The 26,365-nt window shown below is 74.7% G+C and carries 22 protein-coding genes; 13 read left to right on the top strand and 9 right to left on the bottom strand.

Going from position 1 to position 26,365, the window contains the following annotated elements; genetic code table 11:
- Positions 1–73 precede the first annotated feature (73 nt).
- Positions 74–1,435 (top strand): serine hydrolase domain-containing protein, encoded by a 1,362-nt coding sequence (locus ACIRRS_RS00110; protein ID WP_402962447.1) that lies wholly within the window; start codon positions 74–76, stop codon positions 1,433–1,435.
- 45 nt (positions 1,436–1,480) lie between these two features.
- On the opposite strand, the gene ACIRRS_RS00105 is transcribed toward ACIRRS_RS00110, so the two are convergent.
- On the bottom strand, positions 1,481–2,254 hold the full coding sequence (locus ACIRRS_RS00105) for an alpha/beta fold hydrolase (protein WP_402962445.1): 774 nt from the start codon (positions 2,252–2,254) through the stop codon (positions 1,481–1,483).
- 153 nt (positions 2,255–2,407) lie between these two features.
- On the opposite strand from ACIRRS_RS00105, the gene ACIRRS_RS00100 reads away from it, so the two are divergent.
- Together ACIRRS_RS00100 and thrS are read left to right on the top strand one after the other, a co-directional pair.
- Positions 2,408–3,148, top strand: a complete 741-nt coding sequence (locus tag ACIRRS_RS00100) for a leucine-rich repeat domain-containing protein (protein WP_402962442.1) — start codon at positions 2,408–2,410, stop codon at positions 3,146–3,148.
- Positions 3,149–3,349: 201 nt separating this feature from the next.
- A complete protein-coding gene (gene thrS, locus ACIRRS_RS00095; RefSeq protein WP_402962440.1) occupies positions 3,350–4,627 on the top strand; it encodes a threonine--tRNA ligase in 1,278 nt (425 codons plus the stop codon).
- Here thrS and ACIRRS_RS00090 read toward each other — a convergent pair.
- On the bottom strand, positions 4,621–5,031 hold the full coding sequence (locus tag ACIRRS_RS00090) for a VOC family protein (protein ID WP_402962437.1): 411 nt from the start codon (positions 5,029–5,031) through the stop codon (positions 4,621–4,623). The genes thrS and ACIRRS_RS00090 overlap by 7 nt on opposite strands.
- A gap of 93 nt (positions 5,032–5,124) precedes the next feature.
- Here ACIRRS_RS00090 and ACIRRS_RS00085 point away from each other — a divergent pair, with 93 nt between their 5' ends.
- The gene (locus tag ACIRRS_RS00085; RefSeq protein ID WP_402962435.1) at positions 5,125–5,604 is read left to right on the top strand and encodes a MarR family winged helix-turn-helix transcriptional regulator; all 480 of its coding nucleotides are present in this window, start codon (positions 5,125–5,127) and stop codon (positions 5,602–5,604) included.
- 3 nt (positions 5,605–5,607) lie between these two features.
- Here the strand turns inward: ACIRRS_RS00085 and ACIRRS_RS00080 are convergent, their stop codons facing one another.
- Positions 5,608–6,261 (bottom strand): C40 family peptidase, encoded by a 654-nt coding sequence (locus tag ACIRRS_RS00080; RefSeq protein ID WP_402962432.1) that lies wholly within the window; start codon positions 6,259–6,261, stop codon positions 5,608–5,610.
- A gap of 204 nt (positions 6,262–6,465) precedes the next feature.
- On the opposite strand from ACIRRS_RS00080, the gene ACIRRS_RS00075 reads away from it, so the two are divergent.
- From ACIRRS_RS00075 to ACIRRS_RS00050, 6 genes are all read left to right on the top strand, one after another.
- On the top strand, positions 6,466–6,942 hold the full coding sequence (locus ACIRRS_RS00075) for a RidA family protein (protein ID WP_402962430.1): 477 nt from the start codon (positions 6,466–6,468) through the stop codon (positions 6,940–6,942).
- Between the two features lie 313 nt (positions 6,943–7,255).
- On the top strand, positions 7,256–7,924 hold the full coding sequence (locus tag ACIRRS_RS00070) for a ScbR family autoregulator-binding transcription factor (protein ID WP_402962427.1): 669 nt from the start codon (positions 7,256–7,258) through the stop codon (positions 7,922–7,924).
- A 207-nt stretch (positions 7,925–8,131) separates the two neighbouring features.
- Positions 8,132–8,956: a BTAD domain-containing putative transcriptional regulator gene (locus ACIRRS_RS00065; RefSeq protein ID WP_402962425.1), complete on the top strand. Its 825-nt coding sequence runs from the start codon at positions 8,132–8,134 to the stop codon at positions 8,954–8,956.
- Positions 8,957–9,222: 266 nt separating this feature from the next.
- The gene (ligA, locus tag ACIRRS_RS00060; protein WP_402962422.1) at positions 9,223–11,292 is read left to right on the top strand and encodes an NAD-dependent DNA ligase LigA; all 2,070 of its coding nucleotides are present in this window, start codon (positions 9,223–9,225) and stop codon (positions 11,290–11,292) included.
- Between the two features lie 293 nt (positions 11,293–11,585).
- On the top strand, positions 11,586–12,380 hold the full coding sequence (locus tag ACIRRS_RS00055) for a putative protein N(5)-glutamine methyltransferase (RefSeq protein ID WP_402962420.1): 795 nt from the start codon (positions 11,586–11,588) through the stop codon (positions 12,378–12,380).
- 126 nt (positions 12,381–12,506) lie between these two features.
- Positions 12,507–13,259 carry a maleylpyruvate isomerase family mycothiol-dependent enzyme gene (locus ACIRRS_RS00050; protein WP_402962417.1) on the top strand — a complete coding sequence of 251 codons (753 nt, stop codon included), beginning with the start codon at positions 12,507–12,509 and terminating at the stop codon, positions 13,257–13,259.
- Positions 13,260–13,372: 113 nt separating this feature from the next.
- Here ACIRRS_RS00050 and ACIRRS_RS00045 read toward each other — a convergent pair whose 3' ends face one another.
- The 3 genes from ACIRRS_RS00045 to ACIRRS_RS00035 all read right to left on the bottom strand — a co-directional run bounded on the left by ACIRRS_RS00045 (position 13,373) and on the right by ACIRRS_RS00035 (position 16,858).
- Entirely contained in the window at positions 13,373–14,680 is a 1,308-nt protein-coding gene (locus ACIRRS_RS00045; RefSeq protein WP_402962415.1) for a hypothetical protein, read from the bottom strand.
- Between the two features lie 91 nt (positions 14,681–14,771).
- Entirely contained in the window at positions 14,772–16,046 is a 1,275-nt protein-coding gene (locus ACIRRS_RS00040; RefSeq protein ID WP_402962412.1) for an MFS transporter, read from the bottom strand.
- A gap of 170 nt (positions 16,047–16,216) precedes the next feature.
- The gene (locus ACIRRS_RS00035) at positions 16,217–16,858 is read right to left on the bottom strand and encodes an ArsR/SmtB family transcription factor (RefSeq protein WP_402962410.1); all 642 of its coding nucleotides are present in this window, start codon (positions 16,856–16,858) and stop codon (positions 16,217–16,219) included.
- 105 nt (positions 16,859–16,963) lie between these two features.
- Between ACIRRS_RS00035 and ACIRRS_RS00030 the strand changes: the two genes are divergently transcribed.
- Positions 16,964–17,761 carry a hypothetical protein gene (locus tag ACIRRS_RS00030; RefSeq protein ID WP_402962407.1) on the top strand — a complete coding sequence of 266 codons (798 nt, stop codon included), beginning with the start codon at positions 16,964–16,966 and terminating at the stop codon, positions 17,759–17,761.
- 28 nt (positions 17,762–17,789) lie between these two features.
- On the opposite strand, the gene ACIRRS_RS00025 is transcribed toward ACIRRS_RS00030, so the two are convergent.
- The 3 genes from ACIRRS_RS00025 to ACIRRS_RS00015 form a co-directional block, all read right to left on the bottom strand.
- Positions 17,790–20,618: an RNA repair domain-containing protein gene (locus ACIRRS_RS00025; protein WP_402962405.1), complete on the bottom strand. Its 2,829-nt coding sequence runs from the start codon at positions 20,616–20,618 to the stop codon at positions 17,790–17,792.
- A 36-nt stretch (positions 20,619–20,654) separates the two neighbouring features.
- Complete coding sequence (locus tag ACIRRS_RS00020) at positions 20,655–22,388, bottom strand: RNA ligase family protein (protein ID WP_402962402.1); 1,734 nt, start codon at positions 22,386–22,388, stop codon at positions 20,655–20,657.
- A gap of 135 nt (positions 22,389–22,523) precedes the next feature.
- Positions 22,524–23,552: a tetratricopeptide repeat protein gene (locus ACIRRS_RS00015; protein WP_402962400.1), complete on the bottom strand. Its 1,029-nt coding sequence runs from the start codon at positions 23,550–23,552 to the stop codon at positions 22,524–22,526.
- Positions 23,553–23,763: 211 nt separating this feature from the next.
- Here ACIRRS_RS00015 and ACIRRS_RS00010 point away from each other — a divergent pair, with 211 nt between their 5' ends.
- Together ACIRRS_RS00010 and ACIRRS_RS00005 are read left to right on the top strand one after the other, a co-directional pair.
- Positions 23,764–24,522 carry a class I SAM-dependent methyltransferase gene (locus ACIRRS_RS00010; protein WP_402962397.1) on the top strand — a complete coding sequence of 253 codons (759 nt, stop codon included), beginning with the start codon at positions 23,764–23,766 and terminating at the stop codon, positions 24,520–24,522.
- 276 nt (positions 24,523–24,798) lie between these two features.
- On the top strand, positions 24,799–26,235 hold the full coding sequence (locus ACIRRS_RS00005) for an MFS transporter (RefSeq protein ID WP_402962394.1): 1,437 nt from the start codon (positions 24,799–24,801) through the stop codon (positions 26,233–26,235).
- Positions 26,236–26,365 lie beyond the last annotated feature (130 nt).

The raw sequence follows: 26,365 nt of genomic DNA, 5'->3' as shown, positions 1-26,365 counted from the left end.
TTCCCCGGGAATCGAACGGAGAGGGTGGGCGGAGACGGCGGGCGGCGAGCCTGCCGCAGTGATGGGGGGATTCATGGCGCGTCGTAGGGTGTCCGTGCTGGTGGCGGCGATCTGTGTGGCGCTGGCAGCGCCCGTCGCCTCGGCGTCGGCGGCTCCGGTGCCGTCTCCCGGGTCGGTGCAGGCGCCGCCGAGGCTGACCGGCTCCGGGCAGGACGCCCTGCTCGGTCCGGACGGGTACAGCCAGGGGGCCGACAGCCTGGCCGGCAACGACCGGGGCAGCAACGGCCAGGGCGATCTCGGGGCCCGGCTGCGGGCCGGCCTGCGGAAGGTGACGGCGGCCGGGGCGGTGGCCTCCTTCGGTGAGGTGCTCGACGAGGACGGGGTGCGGCGGGCCGGCTCGGGCGTCTCCGACCTCAGGACGGGCGCGCCGGTGCGCACGGACGGCCGGTTCCGGGTCGGCAGCATCACCAAGGTGTTCACCTCGACGACCGTGCTTCAGCTCGTCGGCGAGCACCGCATCGGCCTGGACGACCCGCTGGAGAGCTACCTGCCCGGGCTCGTCCCCAACGGCGCGCACATCACCGTCCGCCAGCTGCTCAACCACAGCTCCGGCATCTGGGACCCGACCAACGAGCCCGACGGCGGCCTCTTCCCGACCTTCACCAACGTCGCCGACGCCCGCAAGTGGATCGAGGGCGGCGGCTTCAAGGAGAGCGTCCCGCGCGAGAAGGTGGTGGCCGCCGCGACGGCGCACGCGCCGTACTTCGCGCCCGGCACCTCCTTCCACTACTCCAACACCAACTACGTCCTGCTCGGCATGGTCATCGAGAAGGTCACCGGGAACACCTACGCCCACGAGATCGAGGCCCGCATCCTGCGCCCGCTCGGGCTGACCAGGACGTACCTCCCCGGCGCCTCGACCGACATCCGCGGCCCGCACGCCCACGGCTACGCGACGTTGATCGACGGCCCCGGCCCGGACGCCTTGCGCACCGACTACGACATCAGCGAGCAGAGCGTCACCTGGGCCACCACCGCCGGCGAGCTGATCTCCACCACCGACGACCTCATCCGCTTCGAGAAGGCCCTGCTGGGCGGGCGGCTGCTGAAGCCCGAGCAGATGGCGGCGATGAAGGCCACCATCCCGATGACCCCGGACGGCTCGCCGAGCAAGGCGGGCTACGGGCTGGGGCTGGCCAGGTTCGACCTCAGCTGCGGTCCGGTGTACGGGCACGACGGCTCGATGCCCGGGTACCAGTCCCAGCTGTGGTCCTCGGGCAACCGCTGGCTGGCCGTATCGACGACCTCGAAGGGCGACCCGCAGCAGCTCTACGCGCAGTTGGGCGCGCAGTTCGGGATGCTCGAGGACGTGTTCTGCGGCAAGGACGGCAAGGGCGGCCAGGGCAGTCAGGGAAGCAAGGGCGGCCAGGGCTGACGGCGGCGCCGCCGCGCCCGGCAGCGGGCGCGGCGGCCCCGCGGCTCAGCCCTCGTCCTCGCCCAGGAACTCCTCGACGGCGCTGATCAGTTGCAGCGGCGTCTCCTCCATCGGGTAGTGCCCCGTCGCGGGCAGGTCCACGACCGTGGCGTTCGGGTAGTCCCGCAGCCACGTCCCCCGCAGGAAGTCGCCCGTCAGCGCCTGGTCCAGCTCGCCGGCGAACACCCGCACCGGCAGCGGCAGTCCCGCGACCTCCTCCCGGAAGTCCTCCAGCGCCCAGGAGTCCAGCCAGGCGCGGAACGCCTTGGCGTCGCTGCGCCCCAGCGACTGCGCGAGCATCCGCGCCACCCAGGCGCGGGGCCGGACACCGCTGGTGGTGATGTCGATGATGGCCGCCCGGTTCTGCGGCAGGTCGGCGGCGCCGGCGAACAGCTCCCACTGCTCCGGCGGGAACGGGACGCCGGAGGCCGGGACGGCGGAGATGCCGATCAGCCGCCGTACGCGCTCCGGCGCGAGGGTGAGCACGCGCTGCACCACGGCGCCGCCCATCGAGTGCCCGATGAGGGAGAACCGTTCCCAGCCGAGCGCGTCCGCCGTCGCCAGCAGGTCCGCCCCGCCCTCGGCGGTGGTGTACCGGCCGGGCAGGTCGCGGGCCTCGCCGTAGCCGCGCAGGTCGACGAAGGCGTAGGTGAAGGCGTCGAGGTCGAGGTCGGGCAGCAGCCGCTCGTACGCGGCGCGGTCGGCGAACCAGCCGTGGACGGCGATCACGCGGTGCGGGCCGTGGCCGATGAGGGTGTGCGGCAGCGGGGCGGCGGTCAAGGTCGGGTCTCCTCGGTCGGGTTGTCGGGCACGGCAGTGCTCCTGCCTCGCCGGGCCCGCCGCCAAACGCGGACCGCCGGGGACCACCCGACCGTGGGTCCGTACAGTGGGCGGGCCGCCGCCCGGCGGTACGGGAGCGAACGAGGAACCGACATGGACGACGGTACGGACGTGGTGCTCAACCTCTGGCGGCAGCCTCTGGACGCCGTGCCCGCCGAGGCGTGGGACCGTACGGATCTGACCGTCCTCATCCTGGCCGACACCGGCCTCGAGGAACTGCCGCTCCACATCGGCCGGTTGCGGAACCTGCGGACCATCGACCTCGGGCACAACCGGCTCTCGCGGCTCCCCGACGAGCTCGGCGACCTCACCGGGCTGCGCGACTTCCTCTACCTGCACGACAACGCGCTGACCACCCTGCCGGAGACCCTCGGACGGCTCACCGCCCTGCGCTACCTCAACGTCGGGGACAATCCGCTGGCCCAACTCCCCGACGCCATCCGCGGGATGACCGCCCTGGTCGAACTGCGCGCGCAGAATGCCGGGCTCACCGTCCTGCCCGAATCCCTCGGCCGCCTGGGCGCACTGCGCGAACTGTGGCTGCGCGACAACGCGTTGACCGCCCTGCCGGAGTCGTTGGCCGCGCTCACCGAACTGCGGGAGCTGGAGCTGCGCGGCAACGCCCTCACCGAACTCCCGTCCGTGCTGGCGGGGTTGCCCAGGCTGCGCCGCATCGACCTGCGGTCCAACCGGATCACCGAACTGCCGGGCTGGCTGGCCGACCCGGGCGCGCTCCCGGCGTTGGAGAAGCTGGACCTGCGCTGGAACGAGGTGCGGCCGTCCCCCGACCTGCTGGACGCGCTGGCGGCGCGCGGCTGTGTCGTCCTCCGCTGACCTGGGAGAAAAGCTCGCCGATCAGGCACGAGGCCTGCTAGCGTGGAGGGCATGAAGCGCGCTGCACTCGCCACGACGACGCCGGAGAGAGTCCCGGTGCGCTGACTGCTGACCTAGTCCGAAGCCCCGGGGCGAGTGCCCCGGGGCTTCGGCGTTCCCGGCTCCCACTCGCCCGCGCGGCACACCCGAGTGGAGAACCCCGTGAACCAGCACGACCAGCACGACCAGCATGACCAGCGCGACCGCCACGACCACCGCAAGCTCGGCCGCGAGCTGGACCTCTTCGACACCGACCCCCTGATGGGCTCCGGCCTGCCGTACTGGCTGCCCGACGGCGCCGCGATCCGGCACGCGCTCGAGGAGTTCATCCGCGAGCGCGAACGCCTGGCCGGCTACCGGCACGTCTACTCCCCGGTGCTCGGCAAACGCGAGCTCTACGAGATCTCCGGCCACTGGCAGCACTACCGCGAGGACATGTTCCCGCCCATGCGGCTCGGCGCCGAGGAGATGGTGCTGCGGCCGAGCCTGTGCCCGCACCACGCCCTGATCTACCGCGCCCGGCCGCACAGCTACCGCGAACTGCCGCTGCGCATGGCCGAGTTGGGCGGCATGTACCGCTCCGAACTGTCCGGGGTGCTGGGCGGGCTGACCAGGGTCCGGGCGATCCAGCTGAACGACGCGCACGTGTTCTGCACCCCGGAGCAGGCGGCCGACGAGGCCGTGGCCGCACTGGAGTTGATCCGCGAGGCGCACCGGGCGCTCGGCATCGTGCCCGTGCGCTACCGGCTCTCGCTGCCCGGCGAGGGCGGCAAGTACGTGGCCGACCCCGCCCTGTGGGAGCGGGCGGTGGCGCTGCTCACCGAGGTCCTGGAGCGCTCCGGGGTGCCGTTCGAGGCGGCGGAGGGCGAGGCCGCCTTCTACGGGCCCAAGATCGACGTGCAGATCGCCGACGGAGCCGGGCGCGAGTTCACCCTCTCCACCGTCCAGATCGACTTCCACCAGCCGGAGCGGTTCGGCCTGCACTACATCGGCCCGGACGGCGGCAGGCACCGGCCGGTGATGGTGCACCGCAGCGTGATCGGCAGCGTGGAGCGGGTCGTCGCCCACCTGATCGAGCTGTACGGCGGCGCGTTCCCGGCCTGGCTGGCGCCCGTGCAGGTCGTGCTGCTGCCGGTCTCCGAGGCGGAGGTGCCGCAGGCCGAGCGGCTGCGGGCGCGCTGTCTGGAGCTCGGGCTGCGGGCGGAACTGGCCGGGCCGGAGTACGGGAGCCTCGGCGCGCGGATCCGGGAGGCCCGGCTGGTGCCGTACCAGGCGGTGGTCGGGGCGAAGGAGGCCGTGGACGACCGGGTCGCGCTGCGGCTGCGGGACGGCCGGCGGCTCGACCCGATGCCGGCCGAGGACGCCCTCGCGCGGATCGGCGCGCTGGTGGCGGACTGCTCGCCGAACCTGTGGGAGGAGGGGGCCGGCGCCGGTCAGTAGGACTGGAGCTCGATCAGATGGCCCTCCGGGTCCCGCAGATGGGCGCTGCGCAGGGTGGGGCCCCACTGCGGGCGGTCGGTGGCCGGGGCGAGGAGGGCGCCGCCGCTGCTCAGGCACAGGGCGAGTGCGGCGTCCACGTCGTCGACGCGCAGGACGATCATCGCGGCGTCCTGCGCGTCGGCCGCCGGGCGGGCCGGGAGGTGGGCGGTGCCGAGGTCGGCGGCCATCGCGGCGCGGTCGTAGAGCGCGAGGACGGCCTGCTCGTCGACGTCCCAGTTGGCGTACGGGCCCTCGGGTGTTCCCTTGTCGAGGACGGCGCCGGTGAGGGCGGGCAGGACGGCGCGGTAGAAGGCGAAGCACTCGGCGAAGCGGGTGACGAGCAGGCGGGGGTAGAGGGCGTCCACGGGCGAACTCCTGGGGCGGGAGGGGCGGTTGCGTCCGCCCTCTCGAATTAGTGGGTCTCAACCCACTATAGGGAAAGACCCTAGACTGCCGCCATGGTTTCCGACGCCCCTCCCCCCGGTCGCTCCCTGCCGCCCACGCTGTTGGACCTGAGCACCTATCTGCTCTCCAAGGTGGGCAAGGCGGCGCGCGGCCGGCTCGCCGAGCGGCTGGCCGAACGCGGGCTGCGGCTGTGGGACATGGCCGTGCTGGCCGCCCTCGCCGACTTCGGGCCGCAGGCGCAGCGGGACCTGGTCGGGCGGCTGGGGATCGACCCGAGCGACCTGGCGAAGGTGGCCGACCAGCTCGCCGTGGCCGGGTACGTCGAGCGGGCCCGGGACGCGGCGGACCGGCGGCGGGTGTCGGTGTCCGTCACCCCGGCCGGGCGGGCGCTGCTGGCGGAGCTGGACGGGCTGGCGCGGGCCGTGCAGGAGGAGGTGCTGGCGCCGCTGGACGCGGGCGAGCGGGAGGCGCTCCAGGCGCTGCTGCTGCGGGTGCACCAGGGGCTGGGGGAGCGGGCCGGGCGGGGCTCGTAGGGATCAGGCGGACGGCGGGCCGGGGCGGCGGGCGCCCGCGAACTCGCCCGCCCAGCGCGGGACGTCGAGGACGTGCTCGACGCGGGCGACCAGGGTGCCGGTGCGCTCGGCGTGGATCATGGCGCCCTCGCCCGCGTAGACGCCGACGTGGTGCAGCGGGGCGTCCGGGCGGGAGAAGAACAGCAGGTCGCCGGGGGCGAGGTCGGGCCGCTCGACCGGGGCGCTGCGGTGGAACTGGGCGACGGTGTAGTGGCCGAGCTCGACGGTGCCGTGGCTGGCGCGGTACCAGCAGTAGAGGGAGAGGCCGCTGCAGTCGAAGCCGACGGTGCTCTCGCCGAGGCAGACGCCGTCGAGGTAGCCGTTGTCCTCGTCGCAGAAGCCGAGGCTCGCGCCGAGCCGGTCGCCGCCGCCCCAGGCGTAGGGGACGCCGAGCTGGGAGGCGGCCACGGCGGCGACGCGGCGGCCCAGGGCGGCGGCGGGCGCGGTGTCAGCGGTGTGCCCGGCGGCGGTGGCTTCGGCGGGCTCGGCCTGCGCGGCGCCGGTCAGGGCGGGGGCGAGCCCGGCGCCGAGGGCCAGGCCGAGCATGCGGCGGCGGGCGACTCCGGGGGACCGGCCGTGGTCGGGCCGCTCGGACTCCATCGGTGACTCCATGGCCATGGCGGTCTCCCGGGCTCGGTGCGGAAGAGACCAGGATTCCGGGTCGGCGGGCCCGGCCGCCATCACCCGTGCAGGTGAATCGCAAACGCACGGGCCCTACGGGGAACGGGAGTTCGCCCGAAAACCGATTGACCGTCCAGCCGGTCGGGCCAACCATGGGCGCGAACGTTCGGTTCCGCAGTCCCTCGAAGCATCGGAGGCCCCATGAGCACGACCGAGAACGCGCCCGAGAAGACGGCTGAGAACACGGCTGAGAACACGGTCGGGAACGCGCCTGTGAAAACGTCCGTGAAGCTGATCCGCAATTCCCGTCTGACCCCCGCCGTCGACTACGCGTACGCGGCACTGGTCGAGGCCCCGGTCCGTACGCTCTGGCTGGCCGGCGCCTGCCCGCTGGACGAGGAGGGGAGGACGGTGGCGGTCGGTGATTTCGAGGCGCAGGCCCATCAGGTGATGCGCAATCTGATAACCGCCCTGGAGGACGCCGGCGCGGGGCTGACCGACATCGCCAGGACGACGGTGTACGTGGCCTCCTCGGACCAGGCCGACCTGGTCGCGGTGTGGAACGTGTACCGCGCGTACATGGGCGAGCACGACGCCCCGAGCACGCTGCTCGGGGTGGCGGTGCTCGGTTACCACGACCAGTTGGTGGAGGTGGAGGCCGTGGCGGTGCTGGGCTGAGAAACCGACTGGGCGGCCTGAATCCGATGAAGGAAACCGATCGTTCGGTTTTGGCGTCGGATTCGGGTCGGTCGTCCAACGGGCACCCGATGGCGGCCGAGGGGCGCGTGTCCTGTGATGTCCCGATGGTTCGGCCGGTGCGGGCCGAATGAGAAGGCCATGAGAGGCCGATGCGAAAGGGGTTGGGTGGGGGAGGAGAAACAGGTGGGGCGGAAGTCGGGGTTCGTCCTGTCGCCCTCGGGCGGGTGATCGCTAAGATACGGGGTGGTTGGTTTGGTTTTGTTTGAGGGACGGCTCAGGGCGGGTGGTTGCGGTGGTGCGGCAGGAGCGGGCGGTTCGTACGCGTCGGCTGATCCTGGAGGCCGCGGCGTCGGTCTTCGACGAGCACGGGTACGAGGGTGCCACCATCGGCGAGGTGGTCGCCCGGGCCGGTGTGACGCGCGGCGCGGTCTATTTCCATTTCGCCTCCAAGCGGGATCTCGCCCAGGGTGTGGTGGAGGAGCAGTTCACCCAGGACGGCGTTCCCGAACGCACCTGCAAGCTCCAGGAATTCGTGGACACGGGAATGGTGGTGGCCCACCTGATGCCGCGCGATCCGCTGCTCAGTGCGGGCGCCCGGCTCTCGCTCGGCCAGGACGTGCTGGACGACCTCGGAGGCGCGATCCCCGGCTGGATCGGGCGGATGGAGGGGCTGCTGGTCGCGGCCGGCGAGCGCGGCGAACTGCTGCCGCACGTCGTCCCGGCGGACACGGCCTGGCTGCTGACCGCGGCCTGGACGGGCGTGCAGATCCAGTCCCAGAAGCTGTCCGGCCGCGCGGACCTGGAGGAGCGGGTGGCGGGGCTGTACCAGCACCTGATGCCGAGCATCGCGGTGCCGGGCGTGCTCGGCGCCCTGCGGATGGGGCCGGAGCGCGGTGCCCAGGTGGTGGCCGAGGTCGCGGCGGCCCGCAAGGGAGCCGAGGGCGAAGCCGGCGCGGCCTGAGCAGGGCGCGCCACCGCCACGGGTGCCCGTGCGACCCGCCCATCGTTCACTCTCACAAAAAAACAGCACGTTCGGTTTTCCGTTGACAAACCGCATGACCTGTTTTTGACTGGTCGCAGGTGCCCCAGGAGTGTCGACCCGGGTGCCGGCCGCGGCATGGGCGCCTGCGGCGTTCCGTGTGAGGTGGGGGTGGTCGGGGTGGTCAACGTGGACATTCGGGTGCTCGGGGCGCTGGACGTCCGGGTGGGCGGGGTCTCGGTGGTGCCGTCGGCGCCCAAGCCCCGGCAGGTGCTCGGCCTGCTGGCGCTGCGGGCCGGCGAGGTGGTGCCCGCCGGGCAACTGGCGGAGGAGCTGTGGTCCGGCCGGCCGCCGCGCAGTGCCCGCACCACCGTGCAGACGTACGTCCTCCAGTTGCGCGAACTGATCCACCGGGCACTGGCGTTGGGCCCGGGAGAGGGCGGCTGCGCCAAGGACGTCCTGGTCACCTCGCCCGGGGGCTACCGGCTGCTCGGCAGCGGGGGAGCGGCGGACGTCGCCGAGTTCGAGCGCCTGGCCGGGCTCGGCTACCGCGCCATGGACGACGAGGACCACGCCCGGGCCGCGAGCCTGCTGGCCGAGGCCCTGGCCGTCTGGCGCGGCCCGGCCTTCGCCGACCTGCCGACCGGCGGCCGACTCGCCGTCGAGGCCAAGCGGTTGGAGGAGTCCCGGCTGTACGCGCTGGACCAGCGGATCGAGGCGGACCTGAGACTCGGCCGCCACCGCGCCCTGATCGCCGAGCTCACCGTCCTCGTCGACCGCTACCGCACCCACGAGAGCCTGCACGGCCAGTACATGGTCGCCCTGCACCGCTCCGGTCGGCGCGGCGAGGCCCTGGAGGCGTACCAGCGCCTGCGCTCCACCCTGGTGCGGGAGTTGGGCATGGAGCCGGGCAACGGGCTGCGGCGCCTCCAGCGGGCGATCCTGCTCGCCGGGCCCGAGCGCGAACCCGCCGCCCGGGCGGGTCGGGCGGACGGGCTGAGCCGGGTCGGGTAGCAGCCGGTCGACCCGGGCGCGTGGGGGAGCGGGGGACAGGGGACAGGACGTCCGCCGGTCGTCACGGGGGCAGGTCGGAGTCGGGGGCTGCGCACTTCGACCGTGTCGGCGCCTACCGCACCCGCTCCCGTCACCCCGGCCCGCCTGACACCAGCCGCCCCGGAGAGCCCGGAGAGCCCGGAGAGCCCGGAGAGCCCGGGGCGGCCGGCGCGGCGGTCCGGCCGCGCTCGGGCGGAATTGTCGGTGGCGGTCGTCATGATGACGGTATGAACGACGCATCCGCCCAGGTGGCCACCGCAGTCCTGTCCTCCCCCGAGGCGTACGCCGACGCCGTCGCCACCGCCGTACGGGCGGCCGCGGCGTACTACGGCGACGGCTCCACGCCGCTCGGGGACGACGAGTACGACGCCCTGGTGCGGGCCGTCGAGGCCTACGAGCAGGCCCACCCCGGCGAGGTGCTGCCCGAGTCGCCCACCGGCAAGGTGGCCGGGGGCGCGGCGGTCGGCGACGTCCCGCACAGCACCCCGATGCTCTCGCTCGACAACGTCTTCTCCGCTGAGGAGCTGGAGTCCTGGGCCGCCGGCCTGGAGCGCCGCCTCGGCCGCCCCGTCGCCGCCTGGTGCGTCGAGCCGAAGCTGGACGGCCTCGCCGTCGCCGCCCGTTACCGCGCCGGCCGCCTCGCCCAGGTGCTCACGCGAGGCGACGGCCTGGCCGGCGAGGACATCACCGCCGCCGCCGACGCGGTGCTCGGCCTGCCCGCCGAACTGGCCGAACCGGTGGACGTCGAACTGCGCGGCGAGGTCCTCCTCACCCAGGAGCAGTTCGAGCAGGCCAACGCCGCCCGCACCGCCCACGGCGCCACCCCCTTCGCCCACCCGCGCAGCGGCGCCGCCGGGACGCTCCGCGCCAAGGACCGCGCCTACCGCGTCGAGCTCACCTTCTTCGGCTACGACGCCCACGGCCTGCCCGGCCTCGACCACGCCGCCCTGCTCTCGCGGATCGCCGAACTCGGCGCCAACACCGCCGCCACCACCGAGGCCGCGCCCCTGCGCTGCGCCACCCTCGCCGAGGTGCAGCAGCGCGTCGACGATATCGCCGCCCTGCGCGCCGCGCTGCCCTTCGGCATCGACGGCGTCGTGATCAAGGCGGACGCGGTGGCCGACCAGGAGGCGGCCGGCTCCGGCTCCCGGGCGCCGCGCTGGGCCGTGGCCCGCAAGCTCCAGGCCCAGCACAAGGTCACCCGGCTGCTCGGCGTGGAGTGGAACGTCGGCCGCACCGGCATCATCGCGCCCCGCGCCGTCCTCGAACCGGTCGTCATCGACGGCGTCACCGTCACCTACGCGACGCTCCACAACCCCGCCGACATCGAGCGGCGCGGCCTGATGATCGGCGACCAGGTCTTCGTCTACCGGGCGGGTGACGTGATCCCGCGGGTGGAGGCGCCGCTGGTCGAGGAGCGCACCGGCGCCGAGGAGCCCATCGCCTTCCCCGAGGTCTGCCCCCGCTGCGGGGACGCCATCGACACCTCCGAGCAGCGCTGGCGCTGCGTGCGCGGGCGCGGCTGCCAGGCCGTCGCCTCGGTGATCTACGCGGCCGGGCGCGACCAGCTGGACATCGAGGGCCTCGGCGGCACCCGGGCCGTCCAGCTCGTCGAGACCGGCCTGGTCGCGGACCTCGCCGACATCTTCACCCTCACCCGGGAGCAGCTGCTCACCCTGGACCGGATGGGCGAGACCAGCGCCGACAAGCTGCTCGCCGCCATCGAGACGGCCCGCACCCGGCCGCTCAACCGGGTCTTCTGCGCTCTCGGCATCCGCGGTACGGGCCGCACGATGTCGCGCCGGATCACCGCGCACTTCGGCAGCATGGCCGCCATCCGCGCCGCCGACGCCGAGGGGCTCGCCGGGGTGGACGGCATCGGCCCCGAGAAGGCGGCCATGGTCCTGGCCGAACTCACCGAGGTGGCGCCGCTGTTGGACCGCCTCGCGGAGCAGGGCGTGGGCACCCAGGTCACCGAGCCGGCCGCCCCGGCCCCGGCCCCTTCCGCTTCCGCCGCCACCGTACCCACGGAGGAGACCGGAGGCGGTCCGCTGGCCGGCCGGAGCGTCGTCGTCACCGGCAGCATGACCGGCGCCCTCGCCGAGCTCTCCCGCAACGCGATGAACGAGCTGATCGAACGCGCGGGCGGCAAGGCCTCCTCCTCGGTGTCCAAGAAGACCAGCCTGCTGGTCGCGGGCGAGAAGGCGGGATCCAAGCGGGCCAAGGCGGAGGAGCTGGGCGTACAGGTCATGAGCCCGGAGGAGTTCGCTGAGCTGGTCGCCGAGCAGCTGGCCTGAGCAGCTGGCCTGAGCGGCTCGCCCGAGCAGCCCGTCCGATCGGCTCGTTCGATCGGGCCCGTTCGAGGGCTTGATCATCGGCGCCGGACATGAGGTAAGGTGTCCGGCGCCGAGTACGACCGCGACCGAAGGAGGTGAGCCCCATCAACGGAACGTCCGAGCGGGTGCTCCCGGAGCGCGGCCGCGTGGGCGACGTACACGCCTAGCGTGCGCGCGCCGACGCGTCGACGGCCCTGACGGGAGCCCTGGCGGATTCCACATCGCCTCCTCCCGATCTCCCCAAGGGGTCCTCTGTGCCGGTCTTCTCCTCCTCCGCCCTCCGATCCTCCGTGGTCTCCCGCCTGCGCGCCGCCGGGTGCGTCTTCGCCGAGGACGAGGCGCGCATCCTGCTCTCCTCCGCCTCCACCCCGGCCGAACTGGCCGCCATGGTCCGCGACCGCGCCGCCGGGCGGCCGCTCGAACACGTCGTCGGCTGGGCCGAGTTCGCGGGTCTGCGGATCGCCGTCGACCCGGGCGTCTTCGTACCGCGCCGCCGCAGCGAGTTCCTCGCCGCCACCGCCACCGCGCTCACCACCCCCGGCGCCGTGGTCGTCGACCTGTGCTGCGGCACCGGCGCCCTCGGCGCGGCCGTCGCCCACGCCGCACCGCACCCCGTACGGCTGTACGCGGCCGACGTCGACCCGGCGGCCGTCCGCTGCGCCCGGCGCAACCTCGCCGCCGTCGCCGGCCGGGCGTACGAGGGGGACCTCTTCGACGCCCTGCCCGCCGACGACCTGCTCGGTCGCGTCGACGTGCTGCTCGCCAACGTCCCGTACGTCCCCACCGGGGACATCGAGCTGCTGCCGCCCGAGGCCCGGCTGTACGAGGCCCGCCCGGCGCTGGACGGCGGGGCGGACGGGCTGGACGTGCTGCGCCGGGTGGCGGCCGACGCGCCGCGCTGGCTCGCCCCGGGCGGGGCGCTGCTGTTCGAGACCAGCGAGCGGCAGCTGCCGTGGGCGCTGTCGGTGGCCCGGGAGGCCGGGCTGAGCGCGGAGGCCGCCCAGGAGGAGGAGCTGGACGCCACGGTGGTCGTCGCCCGGAAGCCGTGAGCCGGGGGCGGGCGTGGGTGGATGTTTGACAGGCTCAACCTTTGAGCCCTAGCGTCGCCGTTGCTTCACGTCATGAAACGTCCATGCGTGCAAGCGCACACCACGCCCGCCCAGGAGCGCCCTCACATGCACCAGAACGAGCACGTCGCCGCCGTGTCCGCCGAGACCGCCCGGTTCGTCGCCGCCGTACGGTCGGCCGACCCGGCCACCTCGGTCCCCACCTGCCCCGGCTGGACCCTCATCGACCTCGTCCGCCACGCCGGCAGCGTCCAGCGCTGGTTCACCGCCCTGCTGCTCCAGCGCATCCAGCAGCCGCCCACCGAACGCCGCGTCGAGCTGAAGCTGCCCGAGCAGGCCGAGGACTACCCGGCGTGGCTCGCCGAGGCTGCGGCGGAGGCCGACACGGCGTTCGCCGCGATCGACCTCGACGCGCCGATGTGGGCCTGGGGCGTCGACCAGCACGCCCGGTTCTGGGTACGCCGGATGCTCTTCGAAACCCTCGTCCACCGCGTCGACGGCGAACTCGCGCTCGGCCTGCAGGCCGACATCGACCCGGCCCTCGCGGCCGACGGCGTCGACGAGTTCCTGACGAACCTGCCCAACGCGGCCTCCTTCGCCCCGCGCACGGCCGAACTGCGCGCAGAGCACCGCGCGATCCGCTTCACCCGCACGGACGGGGACGGCGACTGGCTGGTCCGCCTGCGCCCGGACGGCTTCGGCCTGGACACGAGCGACGGAGCCGCCGCCGCCACCGTCGCGGCCACTGCCGCCGACCTGCTGCTCCTCCTCTACGGCCGCCTCGACCGCTCGGCGCAGGGGGTCACCGTGTCCGGTGACGGGGAACTGCTGGACCTGTGGTTCGCCAACTCGGCGTTCTAGGACGCGCTGACGGTGCGCAGGAGGTCGGCCCGGCCGACTTCCTGCGCAGGATGAGGAATCCGGCGGCCTTGCCGGGCGAGGCTGGTGTCGGCCGTCCGGCTGTTTGACCTGGTCTATTCGGGATGCTCCTCAATGGGGGTGATCGTCGAGCCGAATCCGGGCTCGATAATCCCGCCGCCGCCGCCCCCTTCGCCGCCTTCGCCGCCGCCGCCTTCGCCGCCGCCGCCTTCGCCGCCGCCCCCTCCGCCGCTCCCTCCGCCGCCGCCTTCGCCGCCGCCCCCTCCGCCGCTCCCTCCGCCGCCGCCCCCTCCGCCGCTCCCTCCGCCTCCGGCTTCGGCGCCTCCTCCGCTGCCCGCGCCTTCACCTCCGCCTCCGGCTTCGGCGCCTCCTCCCGCGCCTTCGCTTCCGGCCCCGCCCCCGCCGGCTTCTCCTTCGCCCCCGGCGCTCCCGCCGCTGTCGCTCCCGCCGGTGCCGGTGGGCTCGCCGCCGGGGGTGTCACCGGCGCCGGTGGTGCCGCCCGTGTCCCCGCCACCGGTGGGAGCGCTGTCACTGGTCGGCGCCGGCGAATCGGTGGAGGCGCCGGTGTTGCTGCCGTCGTCGGAGGGGTTGTTGCCTCCGGTGTCGTCTCCGCCTCCGCCGGGGGCATTGCTGCCGCCTCCGCCAGGGCCGTCGCTGCCACTGCTGCCGGTCCCGTCCGGGTTCGTGCCCGCGGCCGCGTCCTTCACCGCTTTCTCGATCGCGTCGATCTGTGCCGACAGCTCACCGATGTCCGTGGTCAGTTTGTCGCCCGCCGCCTTGGCGTCCGCGACCGCGGCCATGACCTCGGCGTCCAGCTGCTGGACCTCGGCCGAGCTGGGCCCGGAGCCGTCCTGGGCGGAAGGCGCGATGGCGTCGGAGACCTTCCGCACGACGAAGCTGATGCCCGCGATGACACCGGTGACGGAGCCGATGGCCACACCTGCGGGCGGGAACCCCGCCGCGACCACGATGAGGCCGATGATGCCTGACAGGGCGGCTGTCCCGTCCAGCGCGGTCGAGGTCTTGTTCAGCGCGACCGCCGCGCTCGTGCTGTCGTGCACGGCGCCGATCGACGTGACGGCGTCGGAGATGGACGACAGGACGTTCTCCGACCTGTTGATCACCTGGGTGGCCTGGGTGCCGAGAGTCGCGGTGTTCTGCCCCAGCCGGTCGTGCAGGTTGCTCGCCGCTTGCTGCACACTCTGCATCGAGTCCCCCTGCCCGATCGCGGCCACCACCTCGTGCGCGGCGGACCCGATGCCGGACACTCCGGGATCACCGGCGGCCTGAGTGGCGGTGAGCAGCTTGTCCGCGAGGACCTGGGCCTCGTTCTGTTTCGCCGCGAGGGCACCTGCACCGTCCGGTAGTGAATCGACCGGTATCTGGAAGAGGGTCGCACCCATGAGATCTTCTCCTCTCATCTCGCCGGCGCGCCCGACGCGGAGTCTGGAGGAGAGCCACCTGAATCCGTGCCGACGGCGCTCTCTTCTTCCATCATCGGGCGCGGCGGGGGAGTTCGGCGCGGCGTACGGCCGGGGAGGCCAGCAGGAAGACCAGGCCCAGGCAGCCGCAGGCCCCGCAGGCGAGGAAGACCGGCGCGGAGCCCCAGGCGCCGATGGCCGCACCGACCACCGGGTAGGCGAGCGGGGCCAGGCCGAGCGAGCTCAGCATCAGGACGGAGACGACGCGGCCCAGGTAGGCGGGGTCGGCCGAGGTCTGGACGAGGGTGTTGGACAGGCTGCCGAAGGTGCCCGCCGCCAGGCCCGCCGTCACCGCGAGGGCCACCGCGGCCCACAGGCTCGGCACCAGGCCCAGCCCGGCCGCCGAGGCGCTGGCGACCAGCAGCGAGACGGACAGGGACAGCCCCGCCCGCGGCACCCAGCCCGCCAGCGCCAGCAGGGCCGCGCTCGCGGAGGCGCCGACGCCGAACCCGGCGATGATCCAGCCGTACCCGGACGGGCCCCAGCCGCGCTCGGCGTTGAGCAGCACCATGCCGACGTTCAGGGTGCCGTTGAGGCAGAGCTCGGAGATGCCGCCGGCCAGCATCAGCGGACCGATCAGACGGTGGCCGCGCAGGTAGCGCAGCCCGTCGACGAGGTCCGAGCGCACGGTGCCGGTGGCGCGGGCGGCCTCGGCGGGGGCGTCGAGCGGGCGGATCCGGACGGTCAGCAGCAGCGGCAGGGAGAGCGCGAACAGCACGCCGGCGGTGGTGAAGGCGGCGGACGGGCCGCCGAGGCCCATGGCCAGTCCGCCGATCGGGGGGCCCGCGATCTGGCCGATGCGCATGGCGAGCGAGCGCAGGGCCGTGACGCGGGCCAGCTGGTCGGGGCTGGTGACCCGGGCGGGCAGGGCGCCGACGGCCGGGACGAACAGGGCGTCGACGGCGCCGAAGACCAGCGCCACCGCGACCAGCAGCCAGAGCGCGGGCGTGGTCAGGGCGACGGCGGCGGCCACCGAGAGGATGAGGGCGCAGCGCAGCGCGTCGCTGCCGAGGATGACCCGGCGCGGGTCGAAGCGGTCGGCGATCACGCCGCCGCCGAGCATCAGGACGGCCCGGGGGACGCCTCCGGCGGCCATCACCAGGCCGACCTCGGCCGGGCTCCCGGCGCGCTGGGCGGACCAGCCGAGAGCGAGGAAGTAGATGCCGTCGCCGACGAGGGAGACGGTGTAGGCGGCGAGCCAGCGCAGGACGTTGCCGTCGCGGTGGGCGGGCGGGGCGAGGGGTGCGGCGGTCTCCGTGTCGGCGGCCGTGGCGGGTATGGCGGGCATGGCGGACTCCGGGTGGTCGGGGCGGGACCGGGCAGGGGGAGGTGCTGTGCCGTGCGGTGTGCGGAAGGGCGCGGCCGGAGGCCGTCCGGGCACGCGGGGGCGTCACGCGGCGCGGGGGACGGCCTTCCGGCGGCCGTGAAGGAGCGGGGCTGGTCAGGAGCGGGGGCTGGTCAGGGGCGGAACGGGAAGCCGTACAGGTGGAGGGAGACGTGTTCGCGGCCTTCGGTGTCCCCGGACTCCCGGGCGGCCTGGCCGCGTTCGCGCCAGCGCCGGGCGAGGGCGTTCAACTCGGCGCCCATCTCGTCGAGTTCGGCGGCGGTGAGCTCGGCCATCCACTCGGAGGCGAAGGCCGCGTCCGTCCACTCGGCGCTCCAGGCCGGGGCCTGGGAGAGGTAGGCGCGGTACTGGGCGATGCGGGTGTCCAGGAGGGCGAGGCCGACCGCCTCCACGGCGGCCTGGCCCTCGGGGGAGCCCCGGAAGTCCGAGTCGCGGAAGCTCCAGCCCTCCTCGTCGGGGAGCCGCCACCAGCGCTCGCGGCCGTCGCCGCTGCGCCCGGGGGCCTCGGTGACGAAGCCGAGTTCGGCGAGCTTGCGCAGGTGGTAGCTGACCAGTGAGGGCGCCTGGTCGATCTGTTCGGCGAGCTGGGAGGCGGTCGCGGAGCCGGCGGCGAAGAGCAGCCGGTAGAGCTGCATCCGCAGGGGGTTGGTGAAGGCCTTGAGTCGGGTCAGGTCGGTGATCCGCTGCGGATCGGGCCGGGGGTCCGGTTTCGGATCGAGCTGTGGTTCGGGCTGCGGGTTCGGCTCGGCGGGCATGGCACAACCGTAGGTCCGAAAGAAAAGTTGCGCAATATAATTTTCAGAGTTTTCGGGAGTGGCCCCCGCACGGAGGCCGGCCGACCCGAATGGGATCATGACCGCATGTCCGAGGAGCCGAATCCGCTGTCAGATCTGTGGCCGCTCGCGCCGTCCGGTGCGACCGACTGGCTGGTGGAGCTGTGCGGCGACGGCACGACCGGGTTCATGCCGCCCGCGCTGCCCGACGCCGTCTGGGTGCTCAACGCCATGTACGAGCACGAGCGGGGGCCGGCCGAGGTCTCGTACCACGAGTACCGCCAGGCGGGTCTGGCGGACGGCAGCATCCAGCCCGACACCGTGGCGGGCATCGACCTCGAAGTGGGGATCGCCACAGGAGGCGGCCTCGGCCGGGCCGAGCACCCCGGCCCCGGCTGGCGGCGGCTGCGGTGGGCGGAACTCGCCCGGCGGACCGGCGATCCCGTCGTGCCCGACGGGTTGTTGCCCTCGTACCGCTGCTTCCCCTCGGCGAAGAAGGAGGGCAGTTGGCCGCTCGGCATCGTCCCGCCCACCGAGGGAAGCCTGGACCGTGAGACCTGGAACCGCCTGGTCGGCATCCTCGCCGAGCGCGCCCCCGCAGGGCCGGACACCCGCTGCCTGGCCTACTACAACCCGCTGATGCTCGGGGCCTTCGACTTCGACAACCTCCATGTGCGGGCCGGCCGCCTCGGCGATGCCGCGGCTCTCTACGACAATCCCGAGGCCCCGTTCAGCCCGTCCAACCTCTGGGCGGAGGACCGCTCCTGGGTCGCGTGCACCGACTACGACCTGTGGGCGACCAAGGTCGCCGGACCCCCGGCCCTCGCCGAAGCGCTGCTGAACGACCCCGAGATCGAGGCGGTACGGCTGCCCTGGGCGCCCTGACGACGGACCGGACCGGTCCCGCGTCGAGTCAGGCGAGGGTCGGCACCGAGCCGCCAGGGGCGTGGGTGACGTCGACGCCGGGCAGGCCGCGCGACCAGGCGCGGGCGATCGGCGCGAGGCGGTGCGGCGTGAGTGGGTCGGGGCCGAGGCCGATCGCGAAGTGCGCCCGGCCGCCGGAGTGGTACGGGCGGGGCCAGGCGTGCAGGTGGCGTGTGCCGGCCTCCTCCAGGGCGGTGAGCAGGGCCCGCATCCGGCCCCGGGCCGGGCCGACCGACTCCGGGTCGGCGGCGACCACGGCCCAGGCGGCGTGTCGCCGGTGCAACGGCGGTGGGGTGAGCAACTCGGGCCAGGGGTCGGGGTGTTCGGTGGCCAGCAGCCAGGCCCGGTACAGCTCCTCGGCGAGCAGCTCCCTCAGGTCGGCGCCGACCTGCGCTGTGCAGCTGCGGACGGGCGCGGAGGGGGTGAGGACGGTCAGGCCGTCGGCCTCCCGCTCCGCCGCGTCGCCGTCCAGGCCGACCGGACGGCGCCAGTCGCAGCCCGCCCAGGTCTCCGCGAAGGCGGCGAACAGGTCCCCGTGGGGCGAGTCCGCGTCCAGCACCGTCCGGGCGGCCAGCACCGACCAGGCCAGGGAGGGGAGTTGGCCGAACGGGGCCGAGTCCAGGCCGCGTGCCCGCGCCCAGGCCTTCACCTGGCGGGCCAGCCGGACGAAGGCCGCGTGCCGCTCCCCGACGGCCGTCAGGATCGCCTCCGCGTCCGAGACGGCGCTCAGCGCCACGGCCGCCGCCTCGCCCAGCTCCGAGCGCCGCTCGACGGCCAGGGCAGGGTCGAGCGCGCCGGTGGGGACCACCGCGAGGTCCACCGTCAGGCCCTCCGCCTCCAGCCGCAGCCCCGGCACCCGGGCGCCGCGCACCTCCCTCGGCTCCCGGGCCTGCGGAAGCGCCGCCGCCACCCGGGCGCGGAGGGCGGGCAGGTCGACGGTGCCGGGCAGCGCCGCGACCAGGTCGATGTCGCCGCCGTCCAGCTGGCAGCCCAGCCGCCGCGAGCCGACCGTACGGACCATGCCCTCCGGCAGCGCCGCCGCGATCCGCTCGGCCAACTCCCGGGCGGCGGCCGTGCGTTCGGGGGCCTCACGGTCCGGAGGGGTGCCCGACTCCCCGTCGAGTGTCCGGACCTCGCCGGTGCCCAGGGAGACCACGGCGCGCGGGCGCATCGGCTCCTCGCCCCGGCGCGAGAGCACCACGAGTTCGCCGACCCGGGCCGTCACCGCCCCGAGCGCCGCCGCGCACTCGGCGGCCGCGCGCTGCGGGTCGGCACTGCGGCCGAGCGTCAGATGCGGGGTGAAGCCCTCGGCACGGCCCCGGCAGCGGGGGAAGCGGCGCTCCAGCGCCCGCCGCAGCGCGGCCCACGGCTCGGCGGAGTCGGCGGCCGGGTCCAGCCAGACGGTGGCGTCCTCGCGGTGGCCGAAGCTGTGCACCCCGTCGAGCCGGGCCGTGAACGGCGCCACCTCGGCGGCGGCCCGGCCCAGCAGAGCAACGGCGCGGTCGAAATCCGCTTCGGGGACGAAGCCGAACAGCAGGTTCACGTGCGGCGGCCAGCGCCGCACCTGCGGGTCGTGGGCGGCGCGCAGGCGCTGGATCGGCGGCCACGGCTCCTCGGGCGGCAGCCAGGCGACGGCCGTACGGGCGCTCGGCGCGGCGTCGAGCGCCTCCGCGCCCGGGCCGTCGTCGAAGGCGAGGTCGACGGCCACTCCGTAGTGGTCCGAGGGGTGCAGCCGGTCCTCGTCCGGGTGGTCGCCGAGCAGGACGGCCGAGGTGACGCGGGTGCGTGACGCGCGGTGCAGCACCCGGTCCAGCCGGGCGGCGCGGCCGCTGAGGGAGGAGACGGCGGCCAGCGGGTTGCGCGAGGGGTCGAAGGTCGGGGTGTCGTCCCCGGGGCCGTGGGCCTGCGACCAGGCGTCGAGCAGGCCGAGGGCGGCGGCGGGGCCCTCGGGGCCGGAGCGGCCGTCGTTGAAGTCCCCGAGCAGCAGAAGCTCGCCCTCCACCCCGGCGAACCCCTCGGCGAGCCGGGCGAGTTCGGCCTGCCGCCGGGCCGCGCCGTTCGGCGAGTGGTCGCTGCTGAGGTGGACGGCGGCGACGGTCAGCGGTGCCCCTGCGGCCCGGACGGTGACGGCGGCCACCGCCTTGTGCGGGCCCAGCGCGTGCTGCCCGGCGGCCAGCACGGGCAGGCGGCTGAGCAGCAGCAGGCCGTACCGGTCGACGTCCGGCTCCAGTGGGCCCAGGTGCAGGACGTACCCCGCCCGGACCCAGGGCGCGGCCGACAGCGCGGAGGCCAGCGCCGGTTCGACCTCCTGGAGGGCGATCACGTCGGCGTCGGCCGCCTCCAGCGCGGCGAGCAGCAGCGGCCGTCGGCGGGCGGTGGCGATCCGCTCGGCGTCGTAGCGGTCCCACAGGGTGTTCCAGGTGACCACCCGCAGCCGGTGGCCGTGACCGGCGTCGGAGGAATCTGAGGCGTCGGAGGAGTCGGCGGCGTCGGCGGCCGGGCCCCAGCCGACGCGGGGCCGCCAGGCGTGCGGGGCGGTCGCGGTGAAGAAGGGCGAGGGCAGCCCGTGCGGGTCGGTGCACCGCCCGGCCTCCGTGCGGTCGAGGTCGTCCACGCCGGTGTCGCGGTCCCACACCCGGACGTCGTCCGCCTCGACGAACCGCACCCGGTGCCAGGGGATGTCCCCGGCGGCGGTGAAGGCCTCCAGCGGGGCGCGCTTGACGCCGCCGCCGCGCTGCAGCACGCCGAGGACGAAGCGCGCCGGGTCGAAGCGGGCGTCCCAGCGGATGCGCCGGCAGATCTGTTCGATGGGACGCATCGCTGCTCCTGGGGGTCGGACGGGTTCGGGTGCGGCTCAGGCGGGCTCGGCGTCCAGCGACCCCGCCGTGTCCTCCACGGTGCCACCGGCGCCGACGTACCAGGTGCGGTGGGCGTCGCCGGGGTAGGGCGGCTGGTGGCGGCGGGTCTGGGCGAGTAGGAGGTCCGGCGGGACGGGATGCGGCCGGACGGCGTTGCGGCGCCGCAACTCGGCCTCGTCGACGACCAGGACGGCCTGGGTCACCAGGGCGTCTCGGCGCCGGGCGACGCCGTGCACCAGTGAGCGCTGCTGGTGGGTCAGCGAGGTGGCGTCCCAGACGACGGTCGCGCCGGGGACGAGTGCGGCGGAGAGCCGCTCCAGGCCCTCGTGCAGCACCTCGGCGTTGTCGCGCTGGTCGGAGCGCGAGCCCCGGCCGCCGCGCAGCTCGTCCAGCGACACGACGGCGTCGACCCCGGCGAGCGAGGCGGTGAAGGTGCTCTTGCCGCTGCCCGCCGGGCCGGTGAGGTGGACCAGCCGGGGGAAGGCGCCCTCGCGCCAGCGCCAGGTGGCGGCCACGGCCTCCTCCCCGGTGGAGACGCGGCCGAGGCCGAACGCCTCGCGGGCCTGGGCCAGGCAGCGGTCGGCGGCCTCGGGGGCGAGGCCGGCCAGCGCCTCGCGCAGGTGCGCGCGCAGGCGCTCGGGCGGGCCGCCGTCGGGGTCGAGCAGCCCGGCGTCCTCCGCGTGCAGCCGCGACCAGGCGACCAGCTCGCGCTGCTCCTCGCCGTCGGCGGCGGTCGCGGCGAGGGCGTGCAGCACCCCGAGGTCGGCGGCCTCGGCGAGGCGGGCCAGCCCGGCGCGGCGCTCCTCGTCCGGGTACGGCTGGTGCAGGCCCGGATGGAGCGCGACCAGGTCGGCGACCCGGCGGGCGAGCGGCAGGCCGAGCGGGCCGGCGAGCCGGGCCGCCAGCTGCGGGCGCCGGGCGGTGCGCAGCCCGGTGGCGAGCACTCCGGCCAGGCGGGCGTCGCCGGTGCGGCCGAGCTCGTCGAGCCGGTCCGAGGCCTCGTCCAACTCTGCGCCGGAGAAGGGGAGTTCCGGGCAGTCGAGCGCCTCGGCCAGCGCCGCCGGATCGGGCCGCGCGCCGGAGCGTACGGCCCACAGGGCGGCGGCCGGGGCGAGCCCGTTGGGCACCACGCCTGCGTGCATCCAGTGGGTGTCGGTGCGGACGTGGTCCGGGCGCACCCACTTGGCGACGCGCCGGCCGAACTCGGCCCGGGGAAAGCCGTCGACGGTGCGGACGACGACCCCCTCCTGCCGCTCCCGGTCCAGGGCGGCGGTGAGCGCGCGCAGCGCCTTCTCGTCGTAGCGGCCGCGCCAGAGCACCGGGGGAGCGGGGACGCCGACGCGGCGCAGGAGGCGCACGGTGTCGTCCCAGCCCAGGCAGGTGTCGCGCTCCGTCCAGACCGAGAAGCCGTAGAACCAGCTCTCCAGGTCGTCGTGGGCGATGGAGTGCCGGGCGAACAGGTTCTCGCCGCAGATCCGCCAGCCGGCGGGGATCCGCGGGGCGATGCGGCCCTGGAGGGACTTCACCCAGGCACGGGAGGGGTGGTGCGCCGAGTCCAGGGAGCGGGCGTGCAGGCCGTCGCGGTAGAGGGTGGTGTTCTCGCCGTCCAGCTTGAGCGTGACGACGACCTCGGCGCCGGCGAGACCGGTGACGTCCCCCGCCCGTACGTCGTCGGCCGCGGCGCCCGGGGACCAGGGCAGGTGTGGCGTCCGCGGGTACTGCACGCGCATGGTCCGCTCCCCGGTCGGCTTGGTGATCCGCCGTCACTGTAGGAGCCGCCCGAGTGGCCCCACCAGCGAATTACCCGGGGCGCCGGTCGGGGCGCCGTGGCGGGCGTCGGGCGGGGCGCCGGGGTGGGCGCGGCGCTACCGGCGGGCGGCGCGGATCTGGGTGAGCCCGGTCTCGGCCGCGGCCTTGACCTGCGGGTCCTTGTGCTTGAGCGCGATCTTGAGGTGGCGCTCGCCGCCCACGAGGTCCCCCGCGTCGATCGCCAGCAGGCCGAGGTGGCAGTGGCCCCGCGCCGCTGCGGGCTCGTAGGCGGAGTTCGAGGCGAAGGTGAAGACCTCGAGGGCGTCGGCGCTCTCGCCCGCCTCCATGAGCAGGATGCCCAGGCCCAGCGCGGCCTTCCCGGAGAACTCCGGGGAGCTCGACCGGGCGGCGGCGGCGAACTGCGCCCGGGCCCCGTCCGTCTCCCCGCGGGCCCGGAGCATGTCGCCGAGGTGGAAGGCGGCCTGCGCCGCCGTCTGCGGCACCGGGGAGCGGGTGGCCTCGCGGTAGCGGGATTCCGCGAGGTCCTTGTCGCCGACGCGGTCGGCCATCAGCGCCTGGGTGAGCAGGGCCGGGCCGACGACCTCGGCGAAGCCGGTGGCGACGGCGGTGTCGAGGGTGTCGAAGGCGTCCTGGTCCCAGCCCTGGGTCTCGCGCGCCAGCATCCCGCCCATGGCGAGCGCGGCCCGGGCGAAGGTCCGGGGCCGCCCGGAGTCGGTGACCAGCACGTACTGGCGGCTCGCGTCCCGGTGGTTCCCGCGCCCTTCGTGGTAGCACCCCCGGACGAAGGCCACCTCGGCGGCCACATCCGGGTCGGTGACCTTCGCGGCCTTCCCCGCCGCCGACCAGGCCCGGCGGAACCGGCCCCGGCTCATGTGCACCACGGCGGTCAGCAGATGGCCCGCCGCCTGGAGCTTCGCCCCGGGGGAGGCCAGCGCAGCAGCGGCGACGGCCTCGGCGGCGGCGATCTCGCCCCGGTTGGCATAGCCGAGACCGAGTTCGAAGGCGAGGTCGAAGTCGAACCACGGGATGCCGGGCTTGAGCCCCAACGGCACGGTGTGCGGCGCGGCCAGCAGACCGGCGAGGTCCTTGGCGAACTGCTCGTCCGAGGTGGTGCGGTCCTGCACGGGCTTCCCTCCCGAAGGTCGACGGCGCCGAACGCCCCAGGGCGCGGGATCAGTTGGTGAACTCACCCGTTCGGCGAGGTCGTAGCGTAACCCGCCCGGCTGCGAACGGTGTTGAAAACCTCTCCTCGCCCGGGCGGGGGTGCTTGCCCTGCGGGGCCGGTGCCGATAGGCACGAAACCGACACTGCCCGCGACATCCGGAGGTTTCGGCCATGAGCGTGACGAATCGGTACAGGGACGCCTGGGAGGGCTTCTGGCGCGACGCGCCCGAGGAGCCCGGATCGGTGATCTGGGACGCGGAGCCGGAGCTCACCGTGCGGCGCCATCTCGCCCTGCTCGTACCGTATCTGACGGACCGTCAACTTCCGTTCGTCGACCTGGGATGCGGGAACGGCAGCCAGACCCGCTTCCTCGCCGAACGGTTCCCGCGCGCCGTCGGCGTCGACCTCTCCGCCGCCGCCGTCGAACTGTCCCGGCGCGCGGACGGGCCCGGGCGGGCCGAGTTCGCCCAGTTGGACGCCACCGACCCCGAGGCCGTCCGCGCCCTGCACGGGCGGCTGGGCGACGCCAACGTGTACGTGCGCGGGGTGATCCACCAGAGCGATCCTGCCGATCGGCAGCCCGTCGCGGACGCCGTCGCCCACCTGCTCGGAGAGCGCGGCCGGGCCTTCGTCTTCGAGCTGGCCGAGTCGGCCAAGGCCGTCCTGGGAGGCCTCGCCCGGGGCCCGGCGGGACCGCCCCCGAAGCTGCGCCCCGTCCTCGCCCACGGCCTGGCCCCGGCGGAGGTCGCCGACACGGCCTTCGCCGGCCTCTTCCGCGCGGCGGGGCTCACCGTCCTCGCATCCGGCGAAATGCCGCTGCTCACCACGGAGTTCACCTCGGACGGCGACCGGATCGAGCTGCCGGGCCGCTGGGTGGTGCTCGGTGCGTCCGCCCTGCGCGACGCGGGCGGGGCCGGCCGGACGGACTGAAGCCGTGAGGACCTGACGAGGACCGCCCGGAGACCCTTCCGAGCTCGGTCGCCGCTCCCGCCGCCGCTGAGGCGGGGGACTCCGGCGTGGCGAAGCGGCCGGTGACCAGGTGACGACCGGTCACCGGCCGCTTCGGCGTTCCCGGCCGGTCCCGCCTCCTGCAGATACCCCCATGGGGTAGTCGAGAAGGGTTGTGCGGCATACCCCTTGGGGGTATGTTTCCTGGCGTCGAGGAGATACCCCACCCCGGTATCACGTCAGATGGAGGAGTCCGCCGTGTCCGACCTCAGTGCACCCCCTTCACCGCGCCGTTGGACGGCGCTCGGGCTGATCGCGCTCGCCCAGTTCATGGTGATCATGGACACCTCGATCATCGGCGTGGCGCTGCCGAAGATGCAGACCGCGCTCGGCTTCTCGCCGGAGAACCTGTCCTGGGTCTTCAACGCCTACGTGGTCGCTTTCGGCGGGCTGCTGCTCCTCGGCGGTCGCCTCTCCGACCTCCTCGGCGCCAAGCGGGTCTTCGCGGCGGGCTGGATCGTCCTCGGGATCGGCTCGCTCGCCGCCGGCCTCGCCGGAACCGCCTGGGTCGAACTCGCCGGCCGCGCCCTCCAGGGCGCCGGGTCCGCGCTGATCGCGCCCTCCGCGCTCACTCTGCTGATGACGCTCTTCGGCGGCAGGCCGCAGGAGTTGGGCAAGGCCTTCGCCCTGTACGGCGCCGCCGCGCCCGCCGGCGGTACGGCCGGGGTGTTCCTCGGCGGTGTCATCACCCAGTACCTGAGCTGGGAGTGGGTGTTCTTCGTCAACATCCCGGTGGCGCTGGCCGTGCTGATCATGTCGCCCGGGGTGATGCCCGCTGCCGAGGCCCGCCGGGGCTCGGTCGACTGGCTCGGCGCGATCACCGTCACCGCCGGGCTCGCCACCTCCGTCTACGCCATCGTCCGCGCCCCGGAGACGGGTTGGGGCTCCGCGAGCACCTGGCTCGTCCTCGCCGTCGGCGTGCTGCTGATCGCCGCCTTCGTCGCGATCCAGACCCGGCGGAGCGAGCCGCTGATGCGCCCGGGCATCTGGCGCAGCCCGGGGCTGGCCGGTGCGAACCTCGCCCAGTTCCTGATGGCCGCGGCGTGGATCCCGATGTGGTTCTTCCTCAACCTCTACCTCCAGCAGGTGCTCGGCCTGAAGGCCTTCGCCTCCGGCGCGGCGCTGCTGCCGATGACCGCCGCGATCATGGTGATGATGATCGTGCTGGCGCCGAGGCTGATCGCCCGCTTCGGGCCCAAGCCGCTGATCGTCGCCGGACTGGCGGCCCTGGCGGGCGGGATGCTCTGGCTCTCCTTCGCCCGGCCGGACGGCAGCTTCGCCGTCGACGTCCTGCCCGCCTCACTGCTCGCGGCCGTCGGCATGTCGCTGGCCTTCATCCCCTCGCTCGGCATGACACTCTCCAGCGCCCGGCCCGAGGAGGGCGGCCTGGCCTCCGGCATCGTCAACACCGGCTACCAGGTGGGCTCCGCGCTCGGCCTGGCCGCCATGACCGCCCTCGCCGCCGCCCACGGCTCCCGGGAGACCGGGGACGCCGCCGCCCTCACCGACGGATTCTCGGCCGCCTTCCTCGGAGCAGCCGCCCTCGCCCTGGTCGGTGCGCTCGCCGCGGCGGTCACCATCCGCTCGGCGAAGGCTCCCGCTGCCGCAGAGGCCCAGCAGCCCGCGGGTGTCTGACCGCCGCGGCGGGGGGGGGGCGCCCCCCCCCGGGGGGGGGGCGGGGGCCGGGGCCCCCCCCCCCCCCGGGGGGGTGGGGGGGGGGGGGGGGGGGGATAACACATTAAAAGACCCCCCGGGGGGCCGCGCG

The organism is Kitasatospora sp. NPDC101183 (assembly GCF_044767945.1).
Lineage (GTDB): Bacteria > Actinomycetota > Actinomycetes > Streptomycetales > Streptomycetaceae > Kitasatospora.
The sequence above is the reverse complement of the archived record's forward strand: the minus strand, read 5'-3'. Positions and strand labels throughout refer to the sequence as shown.